This is a genomic window from Caulobacter sp. GW821-FHT11E10 (assembly GCF_058808375.1).
In genome coordinates this window covers 130,115-152,429 of the sequence record NZ_JBXARP010000005.1, presented here as the reverse complement: position 1 = coordinate 152,429, position 22,315 = coordinate 130,115, and the positions used below count along the sequence as shown (strand labels likewise).

Sequence of the window (22,315 nt, the reverse complement as noted above, 5' to 3'; positions counted from 1 at the left end):
AATGGGCGCGATGATCGAGATCACCTCCTGGCTGCGGATCGACGACGACGAACTGATCTGGAAAGCCACCCGCGCCTCGGGGCCCGGCGGCCAGCACGTCAACAAGACCTCGACCGCGCTCGAACTGCGCTTTGACGTGCGGGGCTCGCCGAACCTGCCCGAGGACGTGAAGGCGCGGCTGGAGGTGCTGTCCGGCAGTCGCCTGACGCTGGACGGGGTGCTGGTGCTGTTCGCCCAAGGGTCCCGCTCGCAGGAGATGAACCGCCAGGAGGCCCGCGAGCGCCTGGTCGAGTTGATCCGCCGGGCTACCGAGAAGCCCAAGCCCCGCAAGGCGACCAAGCCGACCTATTCCAGCAAGCTCAAGCGCCTGGAGGGCAAGACCAAGCGCGCGACCCTGAAGTCCGGGCGCGGACGGGTGAAGTTCGACGACTGAGAAAGCGGCCCTCTAGGCCGTCTTCGGCGGGACCGGGGTCGAGAAGGCGATGACGTCCTGCTTCCAGTCCGGTTCGGCGATCAGCCCCCCCAGCATTTTCTGCAGGGAGAGGGTCATGGCCGCCTGCTCTTCCGGGGTCAGATTGGCGAAGACGTCACGGTTCAGCGGCCGGATCTCGGCGCGGATCTTTTCCAGCAGGCTGCGGCCGACCTCGGTCAGGCAGACCACGACGATGCGGCGGTCGCCCGGCGAGACGCCGCGCGCGACCAGGCCGTCGGCGATCAGGCCGTCGATCGACCGCGTCAAGGTCGTCCGGTCCGTCGCCGCCAGCTTGGCCAGCCGCGTCATTGAAAGATCCCCGAACCGCCGCAGCGAGATCATCGCCACCCACTTGGCGAAGGTCAGGCCATGCCGCGCCAGCAAGTCAGCGGCCGCCGCGCGGCGGTGCTGCTCGGTCTGGTACAGCAGGTAGCTGAGATAGCTCGGCAGCGGCAGCGCATGGTCTTCGACCACGTCGGCGCGCTCATCCCCCTCGCCCATTGTCGTTTCCGTCCCCCAAAAACGGCGATCTGTGTGTCATAAGGTTAAAGACCGCGCAATCTGCGGTGTCGCTTACGGAAACGAAAAACCCCGCGAAAGGCTTCGCGGGGTCATAAGTTTCAATTTAGACGCGAACTAAAGTTAACAGGAGCGACTTCCAGGGCGTTTTCACCGTATGGGCGCAATCCGTTTGCTCAGGCCGCGCAGGCGTCCGCGGTCGCTCGGTTGCGGGTGCGGCCGCGGGTCAACCAGTCGTCCGGATAGGTCTCGCGCACGGTGATCGACTTGAACTGGGTGACCGGGATGCGGGCATGGTCGCCGGGGTTCAGGTCGCGGGACACCGAGTGGCCGGCGAACTCCTCGATGATGGTGATCACTTGGCTGCTGCCGGCGGCGTTCTCGATCAGGACCATGTTCATAGGGTGTGCTCGGTGATCTCGAGGGTAATGTGGAAGGGGTTCGTTGGCAGCGTGAGAGACGCTTAGACCAGGCTCGGCTGGACGCGTTCCTTCAGGCCCTTGAGCGCCCAGGCCTCGACGGCCTTGCCGGTGCCGAGGCGGCGGAAGGCCCCTTGGCTGTGCTGCTCGCAGTAGGAGCCGCGAGCGCTGATCTTCGGGCGACCACAGAAGCCGAAGTCGTCATTCTCGGGATGGCCGATCGGCCAGCGGCAGGAATGGGAGCCGAGGCCAAGGATGCCCGAGGTCGGCAGCAGGTCTTCCTCGGTGCGCTCGAAGCGCGGGGCGACATGCGGGGCCGCCGTGGTTTCGCGGGTCGGACGGCGCGTCTGGATCCGTGACGGCGAGCGGACCGAAGTGACGCGCTGACGGACGGGAGTCTCGCGAACGGTGATGCCCAGACGGTGCACCTTGCCGATCACCGCGCTGCGGCTGACGCCACCCAATTGACGGGCCACCTGGCTCGCGCTGAGGCCCTCGAGCCACAGCTTCTTGAGCGTCGCGGTACGTTCTTCGCTCCAGTCCATGATCCTGTTTCCCAGCCCTGCCCGGAGCCAGCCCGCTCCGCAGGGAAATGGGTAAGGTTTATGGTTAACGACCGTCAAACGGTTATGTGCGGACCCACGGTTTGCGATTCCACTTTTCGCCAAGAGAATCACGTAGATACCAGCAATTGTCGCAGCCCCCCTGGTCAAGCTCTCTTAAGGACCATTGTTACGTGACAAGCCGCGGGGCCAGATTTTATAAGGGTTTGGAATGCGTCGCGGCGTCGCAGACCGTGCGGCGAAACGTCTGTCGGGGATCATCATGCGTACGTTGAAACTGGCGGTCCTCGCGGCCCTCTGCCTTACCGTTTCGGCCTGTTCGAAGGATGGAGGCGGCTCCGGCCAAGCTCCGGCCGACGCGCCCGCCGCCGCGGCCCCGACCGACGTTGAGAAAGCCGCCGCCCTGGCCGCCCTCCCCGCCCCCTACAACACCGGCAACCTCTCGAACGGCCAGAGCAAGTTCGCCCTCTGCCGCTCGTGCCACACGATCACCGACGGCGGGCCCGACCTGACGGGCCCCAACCTCTACGGCGTGTTCGGCCGCAAGGCGGGCGCCAAGGCCGGCTACAACTACTCGGACGCCGTGAAGGCCGCCGGCTTCACCTGGGACGCCGAGCACCTGGACAAGTGGCTTTCGAGCCCGCGCGAGTTCATGCCCGGCACCAAGATGACCTTCGCGGGCCTGAAGGATCCGAAGGACCGGGTTGACCTCATCGCCTATCTGAAGGTGGAGACGGGCTACAAGCCGGGTTCCTGACGGTGCGGCCCGCCTCGCCCGAACTGGAAAAGCGGGTCCAGCGTCTCTACGACGCCAACCGGCGGCGTGACTTCGAGGCCTTCCGGACCCTCGTGCATCCGCAGCTGATCTGGCCTGACCTGACGCGCGGAGGCGTGCTGACCAGCCCCGAGGCCGTGCGCGACTATTGGGCCTATAACGACGCGGCGCTCCGCGTGGAGATCACCCCGGTCGAGGTCCATGTCCTGGACGACGGCCGGATCCTGGTCGACGCGAACCAGGTGGTCTGGAACTGCTCGGGCCAGCTGTGGTCGGACCTGCGCGTGCGGCATTGTTACACGCTCCGTGACGGGCTGTTCTGGCGCATGGATATGGTTTCCAAGGGAGACCCGGACTCAGGCCCATGACGCCCGACGAAGATCGGATCACGCGGCTCTATAACGCCTTCAACGACCGCGATTTCGATCGCTGTGTCGCGATGATGGCGCCCGATGTCCTATGGCCCGACGAAGCCGAGAACGGTTTGCTGGAAGGGGTCGACGCGGTTCGCGCCTATTTCGTGGAGGCCACAGCGCCACTGCGGGCCCGCTATGACATCATCAGCCTGCACACCGAGGCCGACGGTCGCCTCGCCGTGCTGGCGCGTCAGGCCGTCACCAGCGCCGCAGACGGCTCCCTGTGGTCCAGCACCCGGGTGCTGCACCGCTACACCCTGCACGACGGACTGATCACCCGGATGGACTCCGAGCAGGACAGTCCCGTCGACACCTTCGCCGGCGTCGATGCGCTGCTGGAGCGCCTGCACAAGGCGATCAACGCCCGAGATCTCGACGCCATCGTCGCCTGCTACGGGCCGACGGCCCGGTTCGCCGACAACCTGGAGGGCGGCGAGATCGTTGGCGAGGAAGGCGTTCGCGCCCACTTCACCCATCTCCTCGAGACCGTCCGGCTACAGATCGAGGTCCTGGACCGCGAGCTCGAGCCCGACGATCGCGTCCGGACCCGGCTACGCGTGGTGACCCGCGGTCCCAGTGGCGGGCTTTGGCAGGACGATTTGCTCACCGTCTGGTATCGTCTCGAAGGGGGGCTGATTGTCGAGCAGGACATCGACGACAGCGATCGCGACGGAAACGCGCCATGAGCGCCCTGCGGGCCGTGCTTGAAGAAGCCTATGAGGCTTTCAACGTCCAGGACCTCGCGCGCCTGCGCCCGCTCTTCCACGACGCCGTCGTCTGGCCGGACACGCTGGACAACGCGGACGACCTGGTCGGCAAGGAAGCGGTGATGAGCTACTTCGCTCGGATCTTCGCGACCATCCTGCCGAACATCCAGGTGATCCAGATCACCGACGAGACCGCCGACTCCCTGACGGTCGACGCCCAGTACTCGGTCGAGAGCCCGGACGGCCACGTCTGGACCGACACGCGGGCGCGGCTGATCTACCACTTCCGCGACGACCTGCTGTCCGGGATGACGATCGTGCGGGGCTTCTAGACTAGCAGGTCCGCGCAGGCGTCCAGCACCGCCTCGGCGTCCAGGCGGTACTTGCCGTAGAGGTCGGGGAGGTCGCCCGACTGGCCGAAGACTTCCAGGCCAAGCGCCCGCACCCGCTGTCCCCGCACCGAACCCAGCCACGACAAGGCCAGCGGCGCGCCGTCGGTCAGGGTGACCAGGCCGGCGTCGCGGTCCAGCGGCGCCAGCAGAGTCTCGATGGTCGAGCCTTCCCGCGCGCCCTCGCCGGCCCAGCGCGACCGGCCCGAGGCCGTCCAGTTCCGATGCAGCACGTCGGCCGAGGTGACGGCCAGCAGGCCCGCCTCGGGCATGTCTTCCACCAGGGCTTCGAAGGCCGCGAGCGCTTCCGGCGCCAGGGCGCCGCTGTAGACCAGCGCCAGGCGCGCGCCCGGCGCGGGGGCTTTGAGCCAGTAGGCCCCGTCGACCACGCCCTGGCGCCAGGTCTCGTCCGTCCGCTCGGGCTGGGCGATCGCCCGGGTAGAGAGCCGTAGATAGGTCGAGGCGCCGTCCTTGGCCTGGATGCGCTCGAAGGCGTGGGCCATCAGCACCGCCGTCTCGTCGGCGAAGGCGGGCTCGTAGGTGTCCAGGCCCGGCTGAGCCATGCCGATGACGGCGGCGTTGATCGACTGGTGCGCGCCGCCCTCGGGGGCCAGCGTCAGGCCCGAGGGCGTGGCGACCAACAGGAACCGGGCGTCCTGGTAGCAGGCGTAGTTCAGGGCATCGAGGCCGCGCGCGATGAAGGGGTCATAGAGCGTGCCGACCGGGAACAGCCGCTCGCCGAACAGCGGCGCGGTCAAGCCAAGCGCCGCCAGGGCGATGAACAGGTTGTTCTCGGCGATGCCGAGCTCGACGTGCTGGCCGGTCTCGGCCTTGGACCAGACCTGGGCCGAAGGAATGCGGCGACGCTTGAAGACGTCTTCGTGAGCGCGGCGTTGGAACACGCCTCGGCGGTTCACGAAGCCGCCCAGGTTTGTCGAGACCGTCACGTCCGGCGAGGTGGTCACGACGCGGCCGGCGAACTCGTCCTTGCGGGCGGCGATTTCGAACATGACCTTGCCGAAGGCGGCCTGGGTGGATTGCTCGTTGTCGTTCTTGCCCCCTGTCACAGCCGCCAGCAATTCGTCGGCGGTCGGGGTCTCGATGGTCGGAGCGACATGCTGGCGCTCCACTTCCGCCGCGAACGGGGCGCGGGCGACGAGGCCCTTCAGGGCCGTGCGCTCGGCGGCCGACAGGCCCGACAGCGCGTCCCACTCCTCGCCCTCGACGACGCCCAGGCGCTCGCGCAGTTCGCCGATCTGGGACGGGGTCATCAGGCCGGCGTGGTTGTCCTTGTGCCCCTGGAACGGCAGGCGCAGACCCTTGACCGTATAGGCGATGAAGAACCGTGGCCGGTCGTCCTGGCCCGCCCGCTCGAAGGCTTCCAGCAGCGTCTCCAGGCAGTGGCCGCCCAGTTCGGTCATCAGTTCGGCCAGATCGACGTCCTTGTAGCCGGCGATCAGGGCCAGGGTCTTGGGGCTATCGACCAGGTCGGCGTTCAGCCGCTCGCGCCACGCAGCGCCGCCTTGGTAGCTCAGAGCCGCGAACAGGTCGTTCGGCGCGGTCTCGATCCATTCGTGCAGCTTGTCGCCGCCCGGCTTGGCGAAGGCCTCGCGCTGGCGCTTGGACCATTTCAGAGTCTCGACGGTCCAGCCGGCGGCCTCGAAGATTTCGCCATAGCGGGTGAACATCCGGTCCTGGGTGGTCGCGTCCAGGCTCTGGCGGTTGTAGTCGACGATCCACCAGGTGTTGCGGATGTCGTGCTTGCAGGCCTCGATCAGGGCCTCGTAGATGTTGCCCTCGTCCAGCTCGGCGTCGCCTAGCAGCGAGATCATCCGGCCCATGCGCTCGGGCTTCACCGCGCCCCGCGCCGCCAGATAGTCCTGGGTCAGCGAGGCGAAGGCGGTCATGGCCACGCCCAGGCCCACCGAGCCCGTCGAGAAGTCGACATCGTCGACGTCCTTGGTGCGCGAGGGGTAGGACTGGGCCCCGCCCAGCGCCCGGAAGCGCTGGAGGTTCTCCAGGCTCTGGCGGCCGAACAGGTGCTGGATGGCGTGAAAGACGGGGCTGGCGTGCGGCTTGACGGCCACCCGATCCTGCGGCCGCAGCGCCTTCATGTAGAGGGCCGTCATCAGGGTGGTCATCGAGGCGCAGGACGCCTGGTGGCCACCGACCTTCAAGCCGTCACGGCTTTCCCGGATGTGGTTGGCGTTGTGGATGGTCCACGCCGCCAACCAGAGAATCCGTTCCTCGAGACGGCGCAGCAGAGCTATTTCCTGCCGCTTGGCCGTCAGAGAGCCGTCAGCCATGCTTCCTCACCCGCGCCCGAAGCCTGTCCGGTTCAGATGAAACATCTGAACCGGATAAACAGGCTTCTAGTTTAGACTTGGAGCGCGTTTGGCGGCGAAACCGCTCACACTTTCGCCTAACGCGCTCTAAGCCGGTGAGGTTTGCCCCTCACCGTTCTTTTCGCCGGCTTCATACTCCTCGATCTGCCGGGCCGTCCACTCCGGCGACTTCGTGAAGCGCGCCAGGAGGTCATAGAATACCGGGACAATGAAGAGCGTCAGCAGGGTGGCGAAGATCGAGCCGGTGAAGATCACCGAGCCGATTGTCTTGCGGCTGCCCGCCCCCGCGCCCGCCCACAGCATCAGCGGCAGAGCGCCCATGGCGGCCGAGATCGAGGTCATGATGATCGGACGCAGGCGCAGGGCCGCCGCCTCGATCACCGCCTCGCGGACGGTCAGGCCTTCGTCGCGCAGCTGGTTGGCGAACTCGACGATCAGGATGCCGTTCTTGGTGGCGATGCCGATCAGGATGATCAGGCCGATCTGGCTGTAGGTATTGATGGTCGAGCCCATGATCAGCAGGCCGAACAGGCCGCCCAGCGCCGCCAGCGGCACGGTCAGCATGATCACGGCCGGGTGGATCCAGCTTTCGAACTGGGCCGCCAGCACCAGGAACACCAGCAGCAAGGCCAGGCCGAAAGCGATGGCGATGCCGCCCGAGCCTTCGATGTAGTCCTTGGCCTGCCCGCCCCATTTGATGCTGACGCCGGGAACCGGCCGCTGAGCGGCCTGGTCCTTGAGGAAGGCCACCGCGTCCTCGACGGTGAAACCTGGGTTCAGCTGGGCGGTCAGGGTCACCGAGCGCAGGCGGTCGACGCGCGGACGATCCGGGGTGTCGCCGCGCAGCTGCGTAGTGACGACGGTCGACAGCGGCACGAGCGCACCGGAAGTGGTGCGGACGTTCAGCCGGTTCAGGTCCTCGATGCTGCGACGCTGGTCGAGGTTGGTCTGCAGGATGACGTCGTATTCCTGGCCGTTCTTGATGTAGGTCGTGGCCCGGCGCGAGCCGAACATGGTCTCGAGCGAACGGCCGATCGACTGGGCCGAAACGCCCAGGCTGGCGGCCTTGTCCAGGTCGATCTGCACCGACAGGCGCGGCGCGGTGGGCTCGTAGTCGAGACGCGGCCGCGAGAAGCCCGGATTGTCCTGGGTCTCGGCGAGGATGGGCTTCAGCCATTCGGCCAGTTGGACATAGTCATTGCCGACGGCGATCAGGTCGACATTGGTGCCACCGCCACCGCCGCCGCCACCACCGCGCTGGAACGGGCCTCGCACGCTGGCGATGGCGCGCACGCCGGTGATCTTGGAGAGGTCCTTGTTCAGCTCAGCGGCCACCTCGTCGGCGGTCTTCGTGCGCTCGCCCCAGGGCTTCATGACGATCACGCCATTGCCGCTGTTGAACGAATTGCCGCCGAAGCGGGGGATCGTCAGGATCGTACGCTCGGCCTCGCCCTGCTCGCGATACTTGGCGATGATCTTCTCGACCTTCAGACCGATCGTCGAGGTATAGTCATAGCCCGCCCCCTCCGGCCCGTTGATTGAGACATCGACCCGGCCGCGGTCTTCCGGCGGCACCAGTTCCTTGGGCAAACTCACGAACAGCAGGGCCGCGAAGGCCGCCAGGATGACGACCAGGCCGCCGGCGATCGCCGCCGACCAGCCGCCCAGGATGCTTTCAAGCGAGGCGCGATAGGAGTTGCGCAGGGCGTCCATGGCCCGGTCGACGCGACGGGCCAGCCAGCCCTCGCCATGGGCGGGCCGCAGCAGTTTGGAGGCCATCATCGGCGACAGCGACAACGCCAGCAGAGCCGAGAAGCCGACGGCGGCCGCGATGGCCACGGCCAGCTCGACGAACAGGCGGCCGATATAGCCTGGCAAGAACATCAGCGGCGCGAACACCGAGATCAGCACAATCGTCGTCGCGACGACGGCGAAGAACACCTGGCGGGTGCCGCGCTCGGCGGCGACCAGGGCCGGCTCCCCTTCGTCGACCCGGCGCTGGATGTTCTCGACCACGACGATGGCGTCGTCGACCACCAGGCCGACGGCCAGCACCAGGGCCAGCAGGGTCAAGAGGTTCAGCGAGAAGCCCAGCGGGGCCAGGATGATGAAGGTCGACAGGATGCAGATCGGCGCGACGATCGACGGAATCAGCGCCGAGCGCCAGCTGCCCAGGAAGATCAGGTTGACCAGCACGACGAGGCTGATCGACATGCCCATGGTGATCCAGACCTCGTGGATGGCCTCGGCGGTGAACACCGAGTTGTCCACGGCCACGACCATCTTGGTGCCGGGGGGCAGGCTTTCGTTGATCGCGTCCACTTCCTTGCGGACGGCCTCGGAGATGGCGACGTCGTTGGCCTGGGACTGGCGGGTCAGGCCGATGCCGACCTGGTCGATGCCGTTGCCGCGGAACATGCGGCGGCGCTCGTCCGGACCTTCCTCAATCCGCGCGACGTCACCCAGGCGCAGCACATAGCCGCCGGCGTTGGCCGGCCGCAGCGGCAGGCGGGCGAAGTCCTCGGGCTTGGAATAGGAGCGGGCGACCCGGATCGTGAAGTCCTTGGCCGTGCTCTCCAGCGAGCCGGCCGGAAGTTCCAGGTTCTGGGCGTTCAGGGCGTTCTCGACATCGTCCACCGAGACGCCGCGCGCGGCCATCTCATTGGCGTCCAGCCAGATCCGCATGGCGTAGATCTTGGCCCCGAACAGGTTGGCCTGGGCCACGCCGTCGATGGTCGACATCCGCTCGACCAGATAGCGGTCGGCGTAGTCGGCCAGCTGCAGCTGGTCCAGCGTGGTCGAGGTCAGGTTCAGGATGATGATCGGCGAGGCGTCGGCGTTGGCCTTGGCGATCTGCGGGGGATCGGCCTGGTCCGGCAGGTTGCTGGTCACCCGGCTGACGGCGTCGCGCACGTCGTTGGCGGCCGCGTCGAGGTCACGGTCCAGATTGAAGGTGATGGTGATCTGCGAGCGGCCGTCGCGCGACGAGCTGTTGACGCGATCGATGCCCTGGATGCCGGCCGCCTGGCGCTCGATCACCTGGGTGATGCGCTCTTCGATGACCTCGGCCGAGGCGCCGCGATAGCTGGTCGAGATCGACACCACGGGGGGATCGACACTGGGCAGCTCGCGGATCGGCAGCGAGGTGAACGCCGCTAGGCCGATGACGCAGAGAATGATCGCCGCGACGGCGGCGAATACCGGACGACGGACGGAAAGATCGGACAGCATCAGCCGGCCTTCCGGTCAGCGCCGCCTTTTTGACCGCCGCCTTTTTGACCCTTGCCGTCCTTGCCGCCTTGGCCGCTCCCGATGGGTGCGCCGTCCTGGATGCGGTTGAGGCCGTCGGCGACGATCTTGTCGCCCGTCTTCAGGCCGGCGCGGATTTCGACGAAGCCATCCTGGGTGATGCCGGTGTCGACATCGGTGCGGCGGGCGACCATGCCCTTGGGGCCCTTGGCGATGCGGTAGACCGACGCCTGATTGCCTTCGAACTGCACGGCCGCTTCCGGCACGGCCACGCTCTGGCGAACGCCCTGGTCGATGGCGACCTTGACCAGCATGCCCGGCTTCAGGCGTCCGCCGGCGTTCGGAAACTCGGCGCGGGCCTTGATGGCGCGGGTGGTCGGGTCGATGCGGGTGTCGATCTGGGCGATGCGGCCCTGGAAGGTCTCGCCCGGCAAGGCGTCGGGACGGGCGGCGATCGGCAGGCCGACCCGCAGGGTCGAGAGGTAGCGATCAGGCACCGAGAAATCGACGCGGATCACCGACAGATCGTCCAGGCTGACGATCGCGGTGCCGGGGCTGATCAGCATGCCCGGCGCGACGTCTGAAATCCCGACCCGGCCCGCGAACGGCGCGCGGATCACGCGATCCAGCTTGTTGGCCTGGGCCGAGGCGACGGCGGCCTTGGCGGATTCCAGAGCGGCCAGATATTGCTCGGCGGTGGCGCGGGGGGCGATGCCCTTGTCGGCCAGGGCCTTCCAGCGATCGTGGTCGCGCTGGGCCTGGGCGACCCGGACCTTGGCTTCCAGGATCCCGGCGTCCTCGGACTCGGCCTTCAGCTCGACCAGCACCTGGCCGCGCGAGACCGCCTGACCGTCGGTGAAGTGCACGGCGGTGATAAGTTCGGCGGTGTTGGAGGTGATCGTCACCGACTGCCGGCCCTTGGCCGCGCCCAGCACTTCGATGCGATCCGTGAACGGCCGCTCGCCGACCACCATCTGCGAGACGCTGGTCGCGCGTCCGCCGCCGGCGCCCCCGCCCTTGGCTTCCTTGTTGGCGAAAGCCAGCTTCAGGCCGCCCACCACCAGCATGAGGACAACGGCGACCAGGGCCACCACGAGGAAGAAGTGCCTACGGATCAAGGAAACGCTCCGGGCGCCGAGCGGACTCGGCAAAGCTATAAGTGCGGCGAGATATGACCGCAGCCTAAAGCGACGTCCAGTGACACGCGGATGACGGACTATTTCAGCGCTGCAACAAGCTAGAACCTGCGCCACAGAGCGACGACGGCGCCACGATCGCGGGCGGTGTCCCGACCCGACACCGTGTCGCGCCATCCGGCCTGCGCGCTCCAGTCGCCGAACGATCGCACGACGGAGAATTCAGTCTTCAGCCAGCGCGCCCGCACAGACCTGTCGTCGGCCTGGCCGGCGTAGGTCTGGGCCAGCAACTCCCAATGATCGTTCGGCTTGAGACCCAGGGTGGCGTCGAAGCGATTTTCGTCGGCCAGGCCCTGGCGGCGCACGCGCGCGGCCTGCAGATCGACATAGACCTTGCGTCCGCGCCAAACGCCCGAGCGGCCGTAAAGCACGCGCGCTTCCAGGTCCAAGCTGCCCTTGCCCGGCGCCGCGTAGCCGGCGTTGCGGCCTTCACCAGGCTCGGCCGCGCCCAGGTGAACGGCCAGCGACGAGCGGTCGGTGCGACGCGCCGTCCAGCGCAGGCCGAGTTCGATCGGGCCGCGCCCTGAATAATCGATCCATCGATCTTCGCCGCGCGTAACCCCGGCCTTGGCCTGAAGGGTCAGGCGCGAGGTCAGGCCGTGTTCGACGAAGAGCGAGAGGTTCTCGTCGCGTCGACGCGCCACGGCGATCAGGCCGCCTTGGGAGTCGTACCCCTGGCTGGCGCCCGTCCGCTCATACTTGGCGATCACCTGGGTCTTGCCGCGTTCCAAGGGCCAGGCGCCGGCCCAAGCCGCGCCAGTCTCCAGGCACGAAAAAGCCGCCGCGATCGCCAGGACCGCGACGGCTTTCGTGCGCTCGGAAACAGCGGTTAGTCCGCGTAGCCGGGCAGCTCGCGATCCAGCTTGCGCAGACAGCCCGGCCAGGCCAGGCCGCCGATCATGCCCATGCCCATGCCGGTCTGCTTGCGCACCTCCTCCTGCGCGCCCTCGGGCGCCAGAAGGACGTTGTCGCGTCCGATCGACAGAGCCATTACCTGCTGCGCGCACGCTCGCTCCAGAAAGAACATCCCCAACCAGCACTCGGCCGCCGAGCCGCCCACGGACAGGGTGCCGTGGTTGCGCAGCATCATCAGCTTCTTGGATCCGAGATCGGCGACCAGCCGCTCACGCTCGTCCAAGTTGAGAGCAATCCCTTCATAGTCGTGATAGGCGAGTTGAGGCAAGACGATTAGCGAATGTTGAGTCAGCGGCAGGAGGCCGTGCTTGTGCGCCGCCACCGCCACGCCCTGGTCGCTATGCAGGTGCATGACGAAGTGGGCGTCCTCGCGGGCGGCGTGGATGGCCGAATGGATCGTGAAGCCCGCCGGATTGATGAAGTAGGGCGTCTTGTCGATGACATTGCCGTCGAGGTCGACCTTGACTAGGCACGAGGCGGTCATCTCACCGAAGAACATCCCGTACGGATTGATCAGGAAGTGATGCTCGGGCCCGGGGATGCGGGCCGAGATGTGGGTGAAGATCATGTCGTCCCAGCCGTGCAGGGCCACGAGACGATAGAGGGCGGCGAGATCGACCCGCGCCTGCCATTCCGCGTCGCTGACCTTGCCCTTGAGGGACATGATGGGCAGAGCACCGTCGGCCATGGTGGGCCTCCCATAGGTTATCATTGTTGAGTTAGCGTCGCGCCGGGCCGCCGCACCGTCAAGAGGCAGCCGTCGAGAGACCCGATAAACCGCCCTGCCCGCTTGCCAGCGGGGCCGTGGCGTCGGACCGTCTCTTCGAACGAAGGGGAATCGCCAACGATGCTGACGCTGCTGGGCGTGGCGGTGATCGTGCTGGGCTTCGCCCTGCGCTTCAATCCGCTGCTGGTCGTCATCGCCGCCGCCATGACCTCGGGGCTGGCCGCCGGCCTCGCGCCGCTGGAGGTGCTGGCCGCGTTCGGCAAGGCGTTCAACACCAACCGCTATGTCACCGTCGCCTGGGTGGTCCTGCCCGCCATCGGGGTGCTGGAGCGGGCCGGCCTGAAGGAGCAGGCGCGAAGGACCATCCAGAGCCTGCGCGCGGCGACGCCGGGCCGGGTCCTTCTGGCCTATCTGGCCCTTCGCCAGGTTTCGGCGGCCCTGGGCCTGACCCATGTCGCCGGCCAGGCCCAGACCGTGCGCCCCCTGCTGGCGCCGATGGCCGAAGCCACGGCCGAGCCCCTGTCGGACGCGCGGCGCGACCGCGTCAGGGCCATGAGCGCGGCCACCGACAATGTCGGCCTGTTCTTCGGCGAGGACATCTTCCTGGCCATCGGCTCGATCCTGCTGATCGTCGGCTTCCTGGACCAGAGCGGCATCACCGTGGAGCCGCTGGCCCTGTCGGTCTGGGCGATCCCGACCGCCATCGCCGCCTTCGTCATCCACGGCGCCCGGCTGCTGCTGTTCGATCGCGGTCTGGCCCAAGGGCCTCACGAGGCGGAGGACGCGGCATGATCGGCCTGCCGCTCGTCTACCTGCTGGCCAGCCTGATGTTCGCGGCCTTCGCGGTCTTGAGCGCCGCCGATCGTGAGAACCGCAAGCGCTTTGGCAACGCCGCCTTCTGGGGCCTGTTCGCGGTGAGCTTCCTGATCGGCGACCGCCTGGGCGACCTCGGCAACGGCTTCCTCGCCTTGGCCTTGGCCCTGATCTCCGGGACCGGCCAGCTGGGCGTCGGCGCGCCCAGGACCACTTCTCCGGACGAGCGGGAAAGCCTGGCGGCGACATATGGCGCGCGGCTCTTCATCCCGGCCCTGGTCATTCCGGTGCTGGTGCTGGCCGGCTCCCTGACCTTCAAGCGGCTGACGCTGCACGGCGCGCCGCTGGTCGACCCCAAGCAGGCGACGCTGATCTCGCTGGCCCTGGCCGCCCTGGTCGCCGCCATCCTGGCCAAGCTCATGTTCCGCCAGCCCGCGTCAGCACCCCTGCAGGAAGGCCGGCGGCTGATGGACCTGGTCGGCTGGGCCGCCCTGCTGCCGCAGATGCTGGCGGCCCTGGGGGCGGTGTTCGCCTTGGCGGGGGTCGGCAAGACGATCGGCGAAATCGCCGTGCAGCTCACGCCCATCGACAGCCGCTTCGCCGTCGTCGCCGCCTACTGCGTCGGCATGGCGGTCTTCACGATGATGATGGGCAACGCCTTCGCGGCCTTCCCGGTCATGACCGCTGGCATCGCCCTGCCCCTGGTCATCGGCCGCTTCGGGGGCGATCCGGCCGTGGTCTGCGCCATCGGCATGCTGTCGGGCTTCTGCGGCACCCTGCTGACGCCGCTCGCCGCCAATTTCAACCTTGTGCCGGCCGCTCTGCTGCAGTTGAAGGACCGCTACGCCGTGATCCGCGCCCAGGCGCCGACCGCGGTGCTGATGCTGATCGTCAATGTGGTCCTGATGAACGCCCTAGCCTTTCACCGATGAGCCTGGCCCGCTCCACCGCCTCGCGCTTCGCCAAGATCGCCCTGGGTCACCTGACCCGCGAGTACCCCAACAAGCTTGACCACGTGATGGCCGGACCGGATGACGTCCGCTCGCCGCGCGACCTGCACCCGATCTTCTACGGCAGCTTCGATTGGCACTCGTGCGTGCACGGCTATTGGCTGCTGGCCACCCTGCTGCGCCTGCGCCCCGAGATGGTTGAGGCCGAGACCATCATCGCCCTGTTCGACGACGCCTTCACCGCCGAGAAGGTCGCCGTCGAGGTCGCCTATGTGGTCCGCCCGGAGAGCCGCGGCTTCGAACGCCCCTACGGCTGGGCCTGGAGCCTGATGCTGCAGGCCGAACTGCTGCGACACGATCGCCCCTGGGCCGCCGCCCACGCGCCGCTGGCCGCCGCCTTCAAGGCGCGGTTCGAGACCTTCCTGCCGATCGCCGACTATCCGGTCCGCGCCGGGACCCACTACAACACCGCCTTCGCCCTGGTCCTGGCCAGCGAATACGCCGAGATGACCGGCGACGCCGCCTTCCTGAGCCTGCTCCGGAGTCGGGCCCTGGTCTGGTACGGCCAGGACGCCGCCTGCCAGGCCTGGGAGCCGTCGGGCGACGACTTCCTCTCGCCGGCCCTGATCGAGGCCGAGGCCATGCGCCGCCTGCTGCCGCGCGACAGCTTCGACCTGTGGTTCCCGCGTTTCCTGCCCGACTTGGCCGACAGGCAGCCGGCGACCCTGTTCACGCCGGCCAGGGTCAGCGACCGCAGCGACGGCAAGATCGCCCACCTGGACGGATTGAACCTGTCGCGCGCCTGGTGCTGGCGCCTGCTGGCCGCCGCCATGTCCGAGCACGATCCCGCCAAGCGACATGCGATCAACGCCGCGATGAGCCACCTAGGGGCCGCCGTGCCGCACGTCTCGGGCGACTATATGGGCGAGCACTGGCTGGCGACCTTCGCCCTGCTCGCGCTGGAGAACGGCTGAGTTCCGCCCGCGGCGGCAAAGTCCGCCCACTGTTTACAATCCTTGACAATGAACTCGAACTGGCTCGCCCTAAGGGTGTCTACGCGTCCTAGCCGAGACGCGAGTCGCATCAGGGAGCTCGTCGTCATGAAGGACGCCGCGAACTGCCAGCGTATCGAGATCGCCCCCGTGTCCGAGGGCTGGGTCGTCACTGAAGATGGCCGACCAGCCGGCTTTTTCGATAGCGCCGAAACCGCCTATCAACGCGCGCTCGCCATCTGCGCCGAGCTGTTCGAGCGGGGCGTGGCCGCGCGGGTCTACGAGCTTCCAGCACCAGCCTGAGCCGCGACCATCGCCGCCGCGCTGCGGATGCGAGCCTCTAGGGACACGCCAGGCGACCTTTACAATCCTTAACAATCATTGGGCGAGGTTAGGGGCTAGCATCGCCCTTCGGGGATCGATCCGCCGCGCCCTACCCGGGGCGCGGTCCGCGGAAGCCACATCATGGCCCATACGCCTAGTGTTCAGACACCCAACGCCCAGACGCGCAATCACCTGCGCCACGAGATCCGTATCTTCCTGATCATCAGCGCGGGCGCCTTCGCCCTGGGGCTGGCGATCGGTTTCACGGTCCTGGGCCTCAACTAAGCGGCGTCAGTCGTCGCGATTGCCCTTCATCAGGCGCGCCTTGTCACGCGCCCAGTCGCGGGCGGCCTCGGTCTCGCGCTTGTCGTGGTTCTTCTTGCCCTTGGCGAGGCCGATCTCGAGCTTGGCCAGGCCCTTCTCGTTCCAATAGAGCTTCAGCGGGATCATCGTCCGGCCGTCGCGCTGCACGGCGCCGATCAACTTGTCGATCTGCTTGCGGTGCAGCAGCAGCTTCCGGTGACGGCGCGGCTCGTGGTTGAAGCGGTTGGCGTGGCCGTAGGGCGGGATGTCGGCGTTGATCAGCTTGATCTCGCGCCCTTCGACCGAGGCGTAGGATTCAGCGATATTGGCCCGGCCGACGCGCAGCGATTTCACTTCGGTGCCGGTCAGCATGATCCCGGCCTCGAAGGTCTCCTCGATGAAGTAGTCGTACCGGGCGCGCCGGTTCTCCGCGATCGGCTTGGTCATTACTGCAGGCCAGCCTCGCGCATGGCCTCCAGGATGACCGGACGCACCGCTTGCGCGCACGGGGTGATCGGCAGGCGAACGTCTTCCGAGCACAGGCCCAGCTGCGCCATGGCGAACTTGGTCGGGGCCGGCGAGGAATCCAGGAACAGGGCCTTGTGCAGGCGCACCAGGCGGTCCTGCCAGTAGAGGCCCGTTTCCCAGGCGCCCTGCATGCAGGCGTTCATGAAGGCCGAGCAAGCTTCCGGGGCGACGTTGGACGTCACCGAGATCACGCCGTGGCCGCCGTGGGCCATGTAGCCCAAGGCCGTCGGGTCGTCACCGGTGAGCAGCACCCAGTCAGGCCCGCACATCAGGCGCTGGAAGCTGATCCGGGTCAGGTCTCCGGTCGCGTCCTTGATGCCGATGATGTTGGGCAGCTTCGACAGGCGCTCCAGAGTCTCGTTGGAGATGTCGACGCCCGAACGGCTCGGCACGTTGTAGACGAACACCGGCAGCTCGACGGCGTCGTTGATCGCCTTGTAGTGCTGGTACATGCCCTCCTGGCTGGGGCGATTGTAGTACGGCGTCACCACCAGGGCGGCGTCGGCGCCGACGGCCTTGGCGTGGCGCGCCAGCATGATGGCTTCGTCGGTCGAATTGCTGCCCGCTCCGGCGATGACCGGCACGCGGCCGGCGGTCGTCTTCACGCACAGCTCGACCACGCGCTTGTGCTCGTCATGCGACAGGGTCGAGGTCTCGCCGGTGGTGCCGACCGGCACCAGGCCGTGCACGCCGCCCGAGATCTGGCGCTCGACCAGCTGCACGAAGGCTTTCTCGTCCACCTCACCGTCCCGGAACGGCGTGACGAGGGCCGGAAGAACGCCCTTGAACGGAGAATGGACCATGACTTGCAAATTGCCGTGAGGAGACGCCGCATCGGTTGCGGCAGGAGGATGGGGGCGGACAATATGTCCCTGCCCCGTCGCACCGCAACCGGTGCTTCGGAACAGTTGCGGATTTGAGGGGGGATGGCCCTCCGGTCAAGCCCGCCAACGGGACTTAAACCTATTAGGGCCTGAATCGTCGCATAGGGGGACGGCTTCGATTCGAGTACAAGGCTCTTCGGGGGCCTGATTTATGGAGAGCGTTTTGGCTTCAGTGGCGCGTCGGATTCTGCTCGGGGGAGCTTGCATCGTGGCCATGGTCGGGGCGGCGGACGCCCAGACCTCGACCGGTTACGCCACTTCCCAGGGTCAATTTGGCCAGAACGCGCCCGGCCTGATCACGACGCCGCCGACCGCCGTCTCGTCCGCCCTCACCGACACCGACGCGGCCAATCTGCAGACCGCCCTGGCGGCCGCCAAGCGCGGCGACGTCTCGGGCGCGCGCATGGCCATGGACAGCGTGCAGGACCCGATCGCCAAGAAGATCGCCCAGTGGCAGTTGGTGGACAATAACGCCGAGGCGATGAGCTTCTTCGAGCTGGACGCCGCCCGCCGCGACCTGGCCGGCTGGCCGCGCGGCGCCCGCCGCGACGCCGCCGCCGAAAAGACCCTCTCGACCTCCGGCCTTGATCCCGCCCGCATCGTCGCCTGGTTCGGCGGCGCCCAGCCGGCCACCGCCGAGGGCGCCATGACCCTGGCCAGCGCCTGGCAGGCGACCGGCAAGACCAAGGAGGCCACCGACCTCATCCGCCGCACCTTCCGAGACAAGGTGTTCGAGGCCGACGCCCAGCGCGCCATGATCGCTCGGTTCGGCGGCATGCTGACCGCCGACGACTACGCCCGCCGCGCCGACATCCTGCTCTACGGCCAGCAAGGCCCGGCCGCGCGCGACCTGGTCGCTCTGCTGTCCGAGAACCAGCTGGCCACGGCCCGGGTGCGGATGGCCTATCGCGCCAACTCGAGCAGCGCCAACGACCTCTACAACAACCTGACGCCGGACCTGCAGGTCTCGCCGGGCGTGGTGTTCGAGCGCGCCGCCTATCTTCGCCGCAAGGGCATGGACACCCTGGCGCTGCCGATGGTGGTCAATTTCCCCGCCCCGCCGACCGAGGAGGCCTCGACGGCCATCTGGAAGGAGCGCAAGCAGCTGATCGTCTCGGCCCTGCGCGCGGGCGACAGCAGCGGCGCCTATGCGGCGGCCGACAACACCCAGGCCCTGGCTCCCGCCGATATCGCCGAATCCGAGTTCTACGCCGGCTGGATCGCCCTGACCCGCCTGAAGAACGCCGACGCCGCCGCCGCCCACTTCGCCCAGATCGCCGCCGTCGGCGCCTCGCCGATCACCAAGGGCCGCGCCCTCTACTGGCAGGGCCGCGCGGCCCAGGCGCAGGGCGACCCGATCGCCGCCCAGGCCTTCTACGCCGAGGGCGCACGCTACATCACCACCTTCTACGGCCAGCTGGCCGCTGAGAAGGCGGGCCTGAAGGAACTGCGCCTGGACCGCGACCCGGTCATCACCCAGGCCGACCGCGCCCGCTTCTATGGCCGCGAGCAAGTCCGCGCCGCCCGGATCCTGGCCGACATCGGCTCCAAGGATCTGTTCCGCAGCCTGGTGCTCTATATCGACGACACCCTGCCCAACGCCGAGGAGTCCGCCCTGCTGGTCGACTTCGCGCGCGGCTACGGCGACCAGGACCTGGCCATGCGGGCCGTGCGCACCGCCGCCCAGCGCGGCATGATCCTGGCCGAGCGCGGCTATCCGCTGCTGGACCATCACTTCACGCCGGGTCCGGGCGCGGCCGAGACGGCCTTCGTCTATTCGATCTCGCGCCAGGAAAGCAATTTCGACCCGGCCGCCCGTTCGGGCGTCGGCGCGCGCGGCATGATGCAGTTGATGCCCGCGACCGCCTCGCTGGTGGCCCGCAAACTGGGTGAGAACCACTCGATCGATCGCCTCGGCGAGGCCTCGTACAACATGCGTCTGGGCTCGGTGTACCTGGGTGACATGATCAGCGGCTTCCGCGGCTCGTACATCATGGCCGCCGCCGCCTACAACGCCGGCCCCGGCCGGCCCGCGGCATGGGCTGGCCTTTGTGGCGATCCGCGCGGCGCGGGCACCGATCCGCTCGACTTCATCGAGTGCATCCCGTTCTCCGAGACCCGCAACTACGTGATGCGGACCCTGGAGACGACCATGGTCTATCGCGCTCGCCTGAACGGCGGCGTCGCCCCGCTGACCCTGTCCTCGGACCTGAAGCGCGGCGGCTATGTCTACACGCCGTCGGTGGCCTCGGCGGATACGGGGACGGCGCAGCCCTAGGGGCGCGGTCTAGGCCCGCCGCGCCGCCAGCACCGGCCCGACCTCGGTATCGACCAGTTCGCCGTCCAGCTGGAAGACGTGGCTGAGGATGTCGCGCGACAGCGCCTCGCGTGGCGCCCCCTCGGCGACGATCCGGCCGTGCGAGACCACCACGATCCGATCGCAGGACCGCGCGGCCAGGCCCAGGTCGTGTAGCGTCACGACCACCGCCGCGCCCTTGGCGGCCTCGGCGCGCAGCAAGTCCAGGGTCAACAGTTGGGCGTCGGGATCCAGGCCGGCCACCGGCTCGTCCGCGACCAGCAGCGGCGCGCGGGTGGCCAGGAGGCGCGCCAGCAGCACTCTGGCGCGCTCGCCGCCCGACATGTCGAGCACGCCCCGGTCGGCCAACTCGGCCGCGCCCACACGCGCCAGGCAGTCCAGGGCCAAGGTATCGGCGGCTGCGTCGGCTAGCTCCGTGGCCCCCAAGGCGGCGACCATACGGGCTGGGAGGTTCCACGCCACTCGGCGATCCTGGGGCAGATAACCGACCAGGCGAGTTCGCTCTTGCGGCTCCAATTGGGCAACGAGGCGATCGGACAGACGCGCCTGGCCGGCCGTCAGCGGCAGCAGGCCCAGGCCCGCGCGGAGCAGGCTGGTCTTGCCCGCGCCGTTCGGGCCGACCACGCCGACTACCTCGCCGGTAGCGACCGTGAGCGACGCCGCCTCCAGCACCGACTTGCGGCCTTGCCGGGCCGTAAGGCCCTGCAACGTCCAGAGCGCGCTCATGACCGCCAGCTCCGCGAGGCCCGCCAGGCCAGCAGGGCGAAGGCCGGCGCGCCGAACAGGGCGGTGACGACGCCCAGCTTCAGCTCCTGCTCGGTCGGGATCATCCGGGCGGCGAGATCGGCCAACACCAACAGCAGCGCGCCCGCCAGAGCCGAGGGCCACAGGATCCGCTTGGGGTCATCCTTGACCAGGGCCCGCACCAGGTGCGGCGCGGCCAGGCCGACGAAGCCGATCACGCCCGCGGCGGCCACCGCCGCGCCGGTCAGCAGGGCCGAACCGGCCACCGCATAGACCCGCAGCCGCGTCATCGGCAGACCCGACATCCGCGCCGCCTCCTCGCCCAGGGTCAGCATGCGTAGACCCCCGCCCGCCCGCACGCACAGGGCCGCCCCGATCGCCATGGGAACCAGGGCCCGCACGGCGTCCATGGCGTCACGGTTCTCCACCGAGCCCATCAGCCAGGCCAGGATCTCGGCCGTCGCCACCGGTGAGGGCGAAAGATTGAACACCAGGGCCGTCAGGGCCCCGCCGAACGCCGACAGGGCCACGCCGAACAGGATCAGCGCTTCGGGCTCGCGGAACCGCGCGGCCAGGGCCACGACCATGCCGCCGGCGACCAGGGCGCCGACCAGGGCCGACAGCTCTATGGCGCCCGGCAGGGCGGCCAGGCCCGCCGAGATGGCGAACGCCGCGCCAAGACCCGACACCGCCGAGACGCCCAGCACGCCGGGATCGGCCAAGGGATTGCGCAACAGGCCCTGCATGGTCGCGCCGGCCAGGCCGAGCGCGCCGCCGACCAGGGCGGCGACCGCCACGCGCGGCGCGCGGATGGTCCAGAGCACTTCGCCGGGCGGAGAGGCCGGATGGCTCAGGGCCTGGGCATACCGCGCCAGGCTGAACGGCGTCTCGCCCAGCGACACAGCCAGGATCGTCGCGCCGGCCAGGACCAGCAGCATCAGCAGACAAAGACGAACCAGGCTCATCGCGCCGCCTCGGCCAACAAGGCGCTCCCGTCGGCGGCGAACCAACCCGGGCAACCGACCACAGCGCCCGGCAGCGAGGCCAGGGTGCGGGCCTTCACGGCCTTTTCCAGCGCCGCGTGGCGTCCGGGCCCCCAGCGGTCGGCGCCGGCGCGGGTCAGGTCGAAGAAGCCCAGGACCACCGCCGCGGGCGGCTTCATCACCATCCGTTCCAGCGACACCGGCGCGAAGTACGGATCCCTGGAGGCGTTCGAATAGCCGCCCGCCCTGAGCATGGCGTCGATCAGCGTGCCCGGGCCAGCGGTGTAGCCGCCCGGCGTCAGATAAAGGGCCGACCGTCCCTTCCCGGCGCCCGCCGCTTGGGCCAGCCTAGCGTCCATGCGCGCGATCATCGCCTCGCCCTCGGGCCGGCGATCCAGGGCGGTGGCGACCTTGCGGACATTGGCGCGGACCCCGCCGAAGTCAGCCGCGTCGTCGAGGCGAACCGTGGTGACGCCCTTGCGTTCCAGCGCCTTGGACAGCCGGGCGTCACCGCCCCACAGGCGCACCACGACCTCGGGCCTGGCCGCGACCAGGCTTTCGAAGGTGGCGCGCCGCAACGGCAGGCCGACGGCCTCGCGGCGCATGTAGCTGTCACGCGAAATGGCCCGGTGCGAGAGGCCGACGATGCTGTCCCTCGGCGCCAAGGCCAGCACGTACTGGTCGGCGCAGGAGTCGAGGGACATCACGCGCGGCGCGGCCAGAACCGAAGCCGGCGCGAGCGTCATCGCCGCCAGAACAGCGCACAAAGCCTTGGCGGCGTTCAC

Annotated in this window: 24 protein-coding genes; 11 read left to right on the top strand and 13 right to left on the bottom strand. The window is 68.4% G+C overall.

Features of this window, described 5'->3' with window-relative positions:
* The first annotated feature begins 1 nt into the window (after nucleotide 1).
* Nucleotides 2–433 carry an alternative ribosome rescue aminoacyl-tRNA hydrolase ArfB gene (gene arfB, locus AC1RRV_RS11785; RefSeq protein ID WP_492859820.1) on the top strand — a complete coding sequence of 144 codons (432 nt, stop codon included), beginning with the start codon at nucleotides 2–4 and terminating at the stop codon, nucleotides 431–433.
* A 12-nt stretch (nucleotides 434–445) separates the two neighbouring features.
* Here arfB and AC1RRV_RS11780 read toward each other — a convergent pair whose 3' ends face one another.
* The 3 genes from AC1RRV_RS11780 to AC1RRV_RS11770 all read right to left on the bottom strand — a co-directional run bounded on the left by AC1RRV_RS11780 (nucleotide 446) and on the right by AC1RRV_RS11770 (nucleotide 1,955).
* A complete protein-coding gene (locus tag AC1RRV_RS11780) occupies nucleotides 446–973 on the bottom strand; it encodes a MarR family winged helix-turn-helix transcriptional regulator (protein WP_492859819.1) in 528 nt (175 codons plus the stop codon).
* Nucleotides 974–1,167: 194 nt separating this feature from the next.
* Complete coding sequence (locus tag AC1RRV_RS11775; protein ID WP_492859818.1) at nucleotides 1,168–1,392, bottom strand: hypothetical protein; 225 nt, start codon at nucleotides 1,390–1,392, stop codon at nucleotides 1,168–1,170.
* Nucleotides 1,393–1,454: 62 nt separating this feature from the next.
* The gene (locus AC1RRV_RS11770; RefSeq protein ID WP_492859817.1) at nucleotides 1,455–1,955 is read right to left on the bottom strand and encodes a GcrA family cell cycle regulator; all 501 of its coding nucleotides are present in this window, start codon (nucleotides 1,953–1,955) and stop codon (nucleotides 1,455–1,457) included.
* A gap of 280 nt (nucleotides 1,956–2,235) precedes the next feature.
* Here AC1RRV_RS11770 and AC1RRV_RS11765 point away from each other — a divergent pair, with 280 nt between their 5' ends.
* From AC1RRV_RS11765 to AC1RRV_RS11750, 4 genes are read left to right on the top strand one after another with little or no spacing between them, the layout of a single operon-like run.
* Complete coding sequence (locus tag AC1RRV_RS11765) at nucleotides 2,236–2,730, top strand: c-type cytochrome (protein ID WP_492859816.1); 495 nt, start codon at nucleotides 2,236–2,238, stop codon at nucleotides 2,728–2,730.
* A gap of 2 nt (nucleotides 2,731–2,732) precedes the next feature.
* A complete protein-coding gene (locus AC1RRV_RS11760) occupies nucleotides 2,733–3,116 on the top strand; it encodes a nuclear transport factor 2 family protein (RefSeq protein ID WP_492859815.1) in 384 nt (127 codons plus the stop codon).
* Entirely contained in the window at nucleotides 3,113–3,850 is a 738-nt protein-coding gene (locus AC1RRV_RS11755) for a nuclear transport factor 2 family protein (protein ID WP_492859814.1), read from the top strand. The genes AC1RRV_RS11760 and AC1RRV_RS11755 overlap by 4 nt, the downstream gene beginning before the upstream one ends.
* The gene (locus AC1RRV_RS11750) at nucleotides 3,847–4,203 is read left to right on the top strand and encodes a nuclear transport factor 2 family protein (RefSeq protein WP_492859813.1); all 357 of its coding nucleotides are present in this window, start codon (nucleotides 3,847–3,849) and stop codon (nucleotides 4,201–4,203) included. Before AC1RRV_RS11755 ends, AC1RRV_RS11750 begins: the two co-directional genes overlap by 4 nt.
* Here AC1RRV_RS11750 and AC1RRV_RS11745 read toward each other — a convergent pair.
* From AC1RRV_RS11745 to AC1RRV_RS11725, 5 genes are all read right to left on the bottom strand, one after another.
* Entirely contained in the window at nucleotides 4,200–6,566 is a 2,367-nt protein-coding gene (locus AC1RRV_RS11745; protein ID WP_492859811.1) for a thiamine pyrophosphate-binding protein, read from the bottom strand. The two genes, AC1RRV_RS11750 and AC1RRV_RS11745, sit on opposite strands and share 4 nt — an antisense overlap.
* Before the next feature lie 126 nt (nucleotides 6,567–6,692).
* Nucleotides 6,693–9,836 carry an efflux RND transporter permease subunit gene (locus AC1RRV_RS11740; RefSeq protein WP_492859810.1) on the bottom strand — a complete coding sequence of 1,048 codons (3,144 nt, stop codon included), beginning with the start codon at nucleotides 9,834–9,836 and terminating at the stop codon, nucleotides 6,693–6,695.
* Nucleotides 9,836–10,972 (bottom strand): efflux RND transporter periplasmic adaptor subunit, encoded by a 1,137-nt coding sequence (locus AC1RRV_RS11735; protein ID WP_492859809.1) that lies wholly within the window; start codon nucleotides 10,970–10,972, stop codon nucleotides 9,836–9,838. The genes AC1RRV_RS11740 and AC1RRV_RS11735 overlap by 1 nt, the downstream gene beginning before the upstream one ends.
* Before the next feature lie 119 nt (nucleotides 10,973–11,091).
* Entirely contained in the window at nucleotides 11,092–11,781 is a 690-nt protein-coding gene (locus AC1RRV_RS11730; RefSeq protein ID WP_492859808.1) for a hypothetical protein, read from the bottom strand.
* 98 nt (nucleotides 11,782–11,879) lie between these two features.
* Nucleotides 11,880–12,653: a class II aldolase/adducin family protein gene (locus AC1RRV_RS11725; protein ID WP_492859807.1), complete on the bottom strand. Its 774-nt coding sequence runs from the start codon at nucleotides 12,651–12,653 to the stop codon at nucleotides 11,880–11,882.
* Nucleotides 12,654–12,812: 159 nt separating this feature from the next.
* On the opposite strand from AC1RRV_RS11725, the gene AC1RRV_RS11720 reads away from it, so the two are divergent.
* From AC1RRV_RS11720 to AC1RRV_RS11700, 5 genes are all read left to right on the top strand, one after another.
* Nucleotides 12,813–13,484 carry a DUF969 domain-containing protein gene (locus AC1RRV_RS11720; protein WP_492859806.1) on the top strand — a complete coding sequence of 224 codons (672 nt, stop codon included), beginning with the start codon at nucleotides 12,813–12,815 and terminating at the stop codon, nucleotides 13,482–13,484.
* Nucleotides 13,481–14,437 carry a DUF979 domain-containing protein gene (locus AC1RRV_RS11715; protein ID WP_492859804.1) on the top strand — a complete coding sequence of 319 codons (957 nt, stop codon included), beginning with the start codon at nucleotides 13,481–13,483 and terminating at the stop codon, nucleotides 14,435–14,437. The genes AC1RRV_RS11720 and AC1RRV_RS11715 overlap by 4 nt, the downstream gene beginning before the upstream one ends.
* Nucleotides 14,434–15,429, top strand: a complete 996-nt coding sequence (locus AC1RRV_RS11710) for a DUF2891 domain-containing protein (RefSeq protein WP_492859803.1) — start codon at nucleotides 14,434–14,436, stop codon at nucleotides 15,427–15,429. The genes AC1RRV_RS11715 and AC1RRV_RS11710 overlap by 4 nt, the downstream gene beginning before the upstream one ends.
* 126 nt (nucleotides 15,430–15,555) lie before the next feature.
* On the top strand, nucleotides 15,556–15,750 hold the full coding sequence (locus AC1RRV_RS11705) for a hypothetical protein (protein WP_492859802.1): 195 nt from the start codon (nucleotides 15,556–15,558) through the stop codon (nucleotides 15,748–15,750).
* Between the two features lie 162 nt (nucleotides 15,751–15,912).
* The gene (locus tag AC1RRV_RS11700) at nucleotides 15,913–16,056 is read left to right on the top strand and encodes a hypothetical protein (RefSeq protein ID WP_492859801.1); all 144 of its coding nucleotides are present in this window, start codon (nucleotides 15,913–15,915) and stop codon (nucleotides 16,054–16,056) included.
* Nucleotides 16,057–16,062: 6 nt separating this feature from the next.
* On the opposite strand, the gene smpB is transcribed toward AC1RRV_RS11700, so the two are convergent.
* Nucleotides 16,063–16,521, bottom strand: a complete 459-nt coding sequence (gene smpB / locus AC1RRV_RS11695; RefSeq protein WP_492859800.1) for an SsrA-binding protein SmpB — start codon at nucleotides 16,519–16,521, stop codon at nucleotides 16,063–16,065.
* Nucleotides 16,521–17,405 (bottom strand): 4-hydroxy-tetrahydrodipicolinate synthase, encoded by an 885-nt coding sequence (gene dapA / locus AC1RRV_RS11690; RefSeq protein WP_492859799.1) that lies wholly within the window; start codon nucleotides 17,403–17,405, stop codon nucleotides 16,521–16,523. Before dapA ends, smpB begins: the two co-directional genes overlap by 1 nt.
* Nucleotides 17,406–17,649: 244 nt before the next feature.
* Between dapA and AC1RRV_RS11685 the strand changes: the two genes are divergently transcribed.
* A complete protein-coding gene (locus tag AC1RRV_RS11685; RefSeq protein WP_492859798.1) occupies nucleotides 17,650–19,764 on the top strand; it encodes a lytic transglycosylase domain-containing protein in 2,115 nt (704 codons plus the stop codon).
* 9 nt (nucleotides 19,765–19,773) lie between these two features.
* Here the strand turns inward: AC1RRV_RS11685 and AC1RRV_RS11680 are convergent, their stop codons facing one another.
* From AC1RRV_RS11680 to AC1RRV_RS11670, 3 genes are read right to left on the bottom strand one after another with little or no spacing between them, the layout of a single operon-like run.
* Nucleotides 19,774–20,529 (bottom strand): ABC transporter ATP-binding protein, encoded by a 756-nt coding sequence (locus AC1RRV_RS11680; protein ID WP_492859797.1) that lies wholly within the window; start codon nucleotides 20,527–20,529, stop codon nucleotides 19,774–19,776.
* A complete protein-coding gene (locus AC1RRV_RS11675; RefSeq protein WP_492859796.1) occupies nucleotides 20,526–21,566 on the bottom strand; it encodes a FecCD family ABC transporter permease in 1,041 nt (346 codons plus the stop codon). The genes AC1RRV_RS11680 and AC1RRV_RS11675 overlap by 4 nt, the downstream gene beginning before the upstream one ends.
* Nucleotides 21,509–22,315 (bottom strand): ABC transporter substrate-binding protein, encoded by an 807-nt coding sequence (locus AC1RRV_RS11670; protein WP_492859795.1) that lies wholly within the window; start codon nucleotides 22,313–22,315, stop codon nucleotides 21,509–21,511. The genes AC1RRV_RS11675 and AC1RRV_RS11670 overlap by 58 nt, the downstream gene beginning before the upstream one ends.

Coding starts and splice junctions, on each gene's coding strand:
- arfB (WP_492859820.1), top strand. CDS start 2: ATGGGCGCGATGATCGAGATCACCTCCTGGCTGCGGATCGACGACGAC.
- AC1RRV_RS11780 (WP_492859819.1), bottom strand. CDS start 973: ATGGGCGAGGGGGATGAGCGCGCCGACGTGGTCGAAGACCATGCGCTG.
- AC1RRV_RS11775 (WP_492859818.1), bottom strand. CDS start 1,392: ATGAACATGGTCCTGATCGAGAACGCCGCCGGCAGCAGCCAAGTGATC.
- AC1RRV_RS11770 (WP_492859817.1), bottom strand. CDS start 1,955: ATGGACTGGAGCGAAGAACGTACCGCGACGCTCAAGAAGCTGTGGCTC.
- AC1RRV_RS11765 (WP_492859816.1), top strand. CDS start 2,236: ATGCGTACGTTGAAACTGGCGGTCCTCGCGGCCCTCTGCCTTACCGTT.
- AC1RRV_RS11755 (WP_492859814.1), top strand. CDS start 3,113: ATGACGCCCGACGAAGATCGGATCACGCGGCTCTATAACGCCTTCAAC.
- AC1RRV_RS11750 (WP_492859813.1), top strand. CDS start 3,847: ATGAGCGCCCTGCGGGCCGTGCTTGAAGAAGCCTATGAGGCTTTCAAC.
- AC1RRV_RS11745 (WP_492859811.1), bottom strand. CDS start 6,566: ATGGCTGACGGCTCTCTGACGGCCAAGCGGCAGGAAATAGCTCTGCTG.
- AC1RRV_RS11740 (WP_492859810.1), bottom strand. CDS start 9,836: ATGCTGTCCGATCTTTCCGTCCGTCGTCCGGTATTCGCCGCCGTCGCG.
- AC1RRV_RS11725 (WP_492859807.1), bottom strand. CDS start 12,653: ATGGCCGACGGTGCTCTGCCCATCATGTCCCTCAAGGGCAAGGTCAGC.
- AC1RRV_RS11720 (WP_492859806.1), top strand. CDS start 12,813: ATGCTGACGCTGCTGGGCGTGGCGGTGATCGTGCTGGGCTTCGCCCTG.
- AC1RRV_RS11715 (WP_492859804.1), top strand. CDS start 13,481: ATGATCGGCCTGCCGCTCGTCTACCTGCTGGCCAGCCTGATGTTCGCG.
- AC1RRV_RS11710 (WP_492859803.1), top strand. CDS start 14,434: ATGAGCCTGGCCCGCTCCACCGCCTCGCGCTTCGCCAAGATCGCCCTG.
- AC1RRV_RS11705 (WP_492859802.1), top strand. CDS start 15,556: ATGAAGGACGCCGCGAACTGCCAGCGTATCGAGATCGCCCCCGTGTCC.
- AC1RRV_RS11700 (WP_492859801.1), top strand. CDS start 15,913: ATGGCCCATACGCCTAGTGTTCAGACACCCAACGCCCAGACGCGCAAT.
- smpB (WP_492859800.1), bottom strand. CDS start 16,521: ATGACCAAGCCGATCGCGGAGAACCGGCGCGCCCGGTACGACTACTTC.
- dapA (WP_492859799.1), bottom strand. CDS start 17,405: ATGGTCCATTCTCCGTTCAAGGGCGTTCTTCCGGCCCTCGTCACGCCG.
- AC1RRV_RS11680 (WP_492859797.1), bottom strand. CDS start 20,529: ATGAGCGCGCTCTGGACGTTGCAGGGCCTTACGGCCCGGCAAGGCCGC.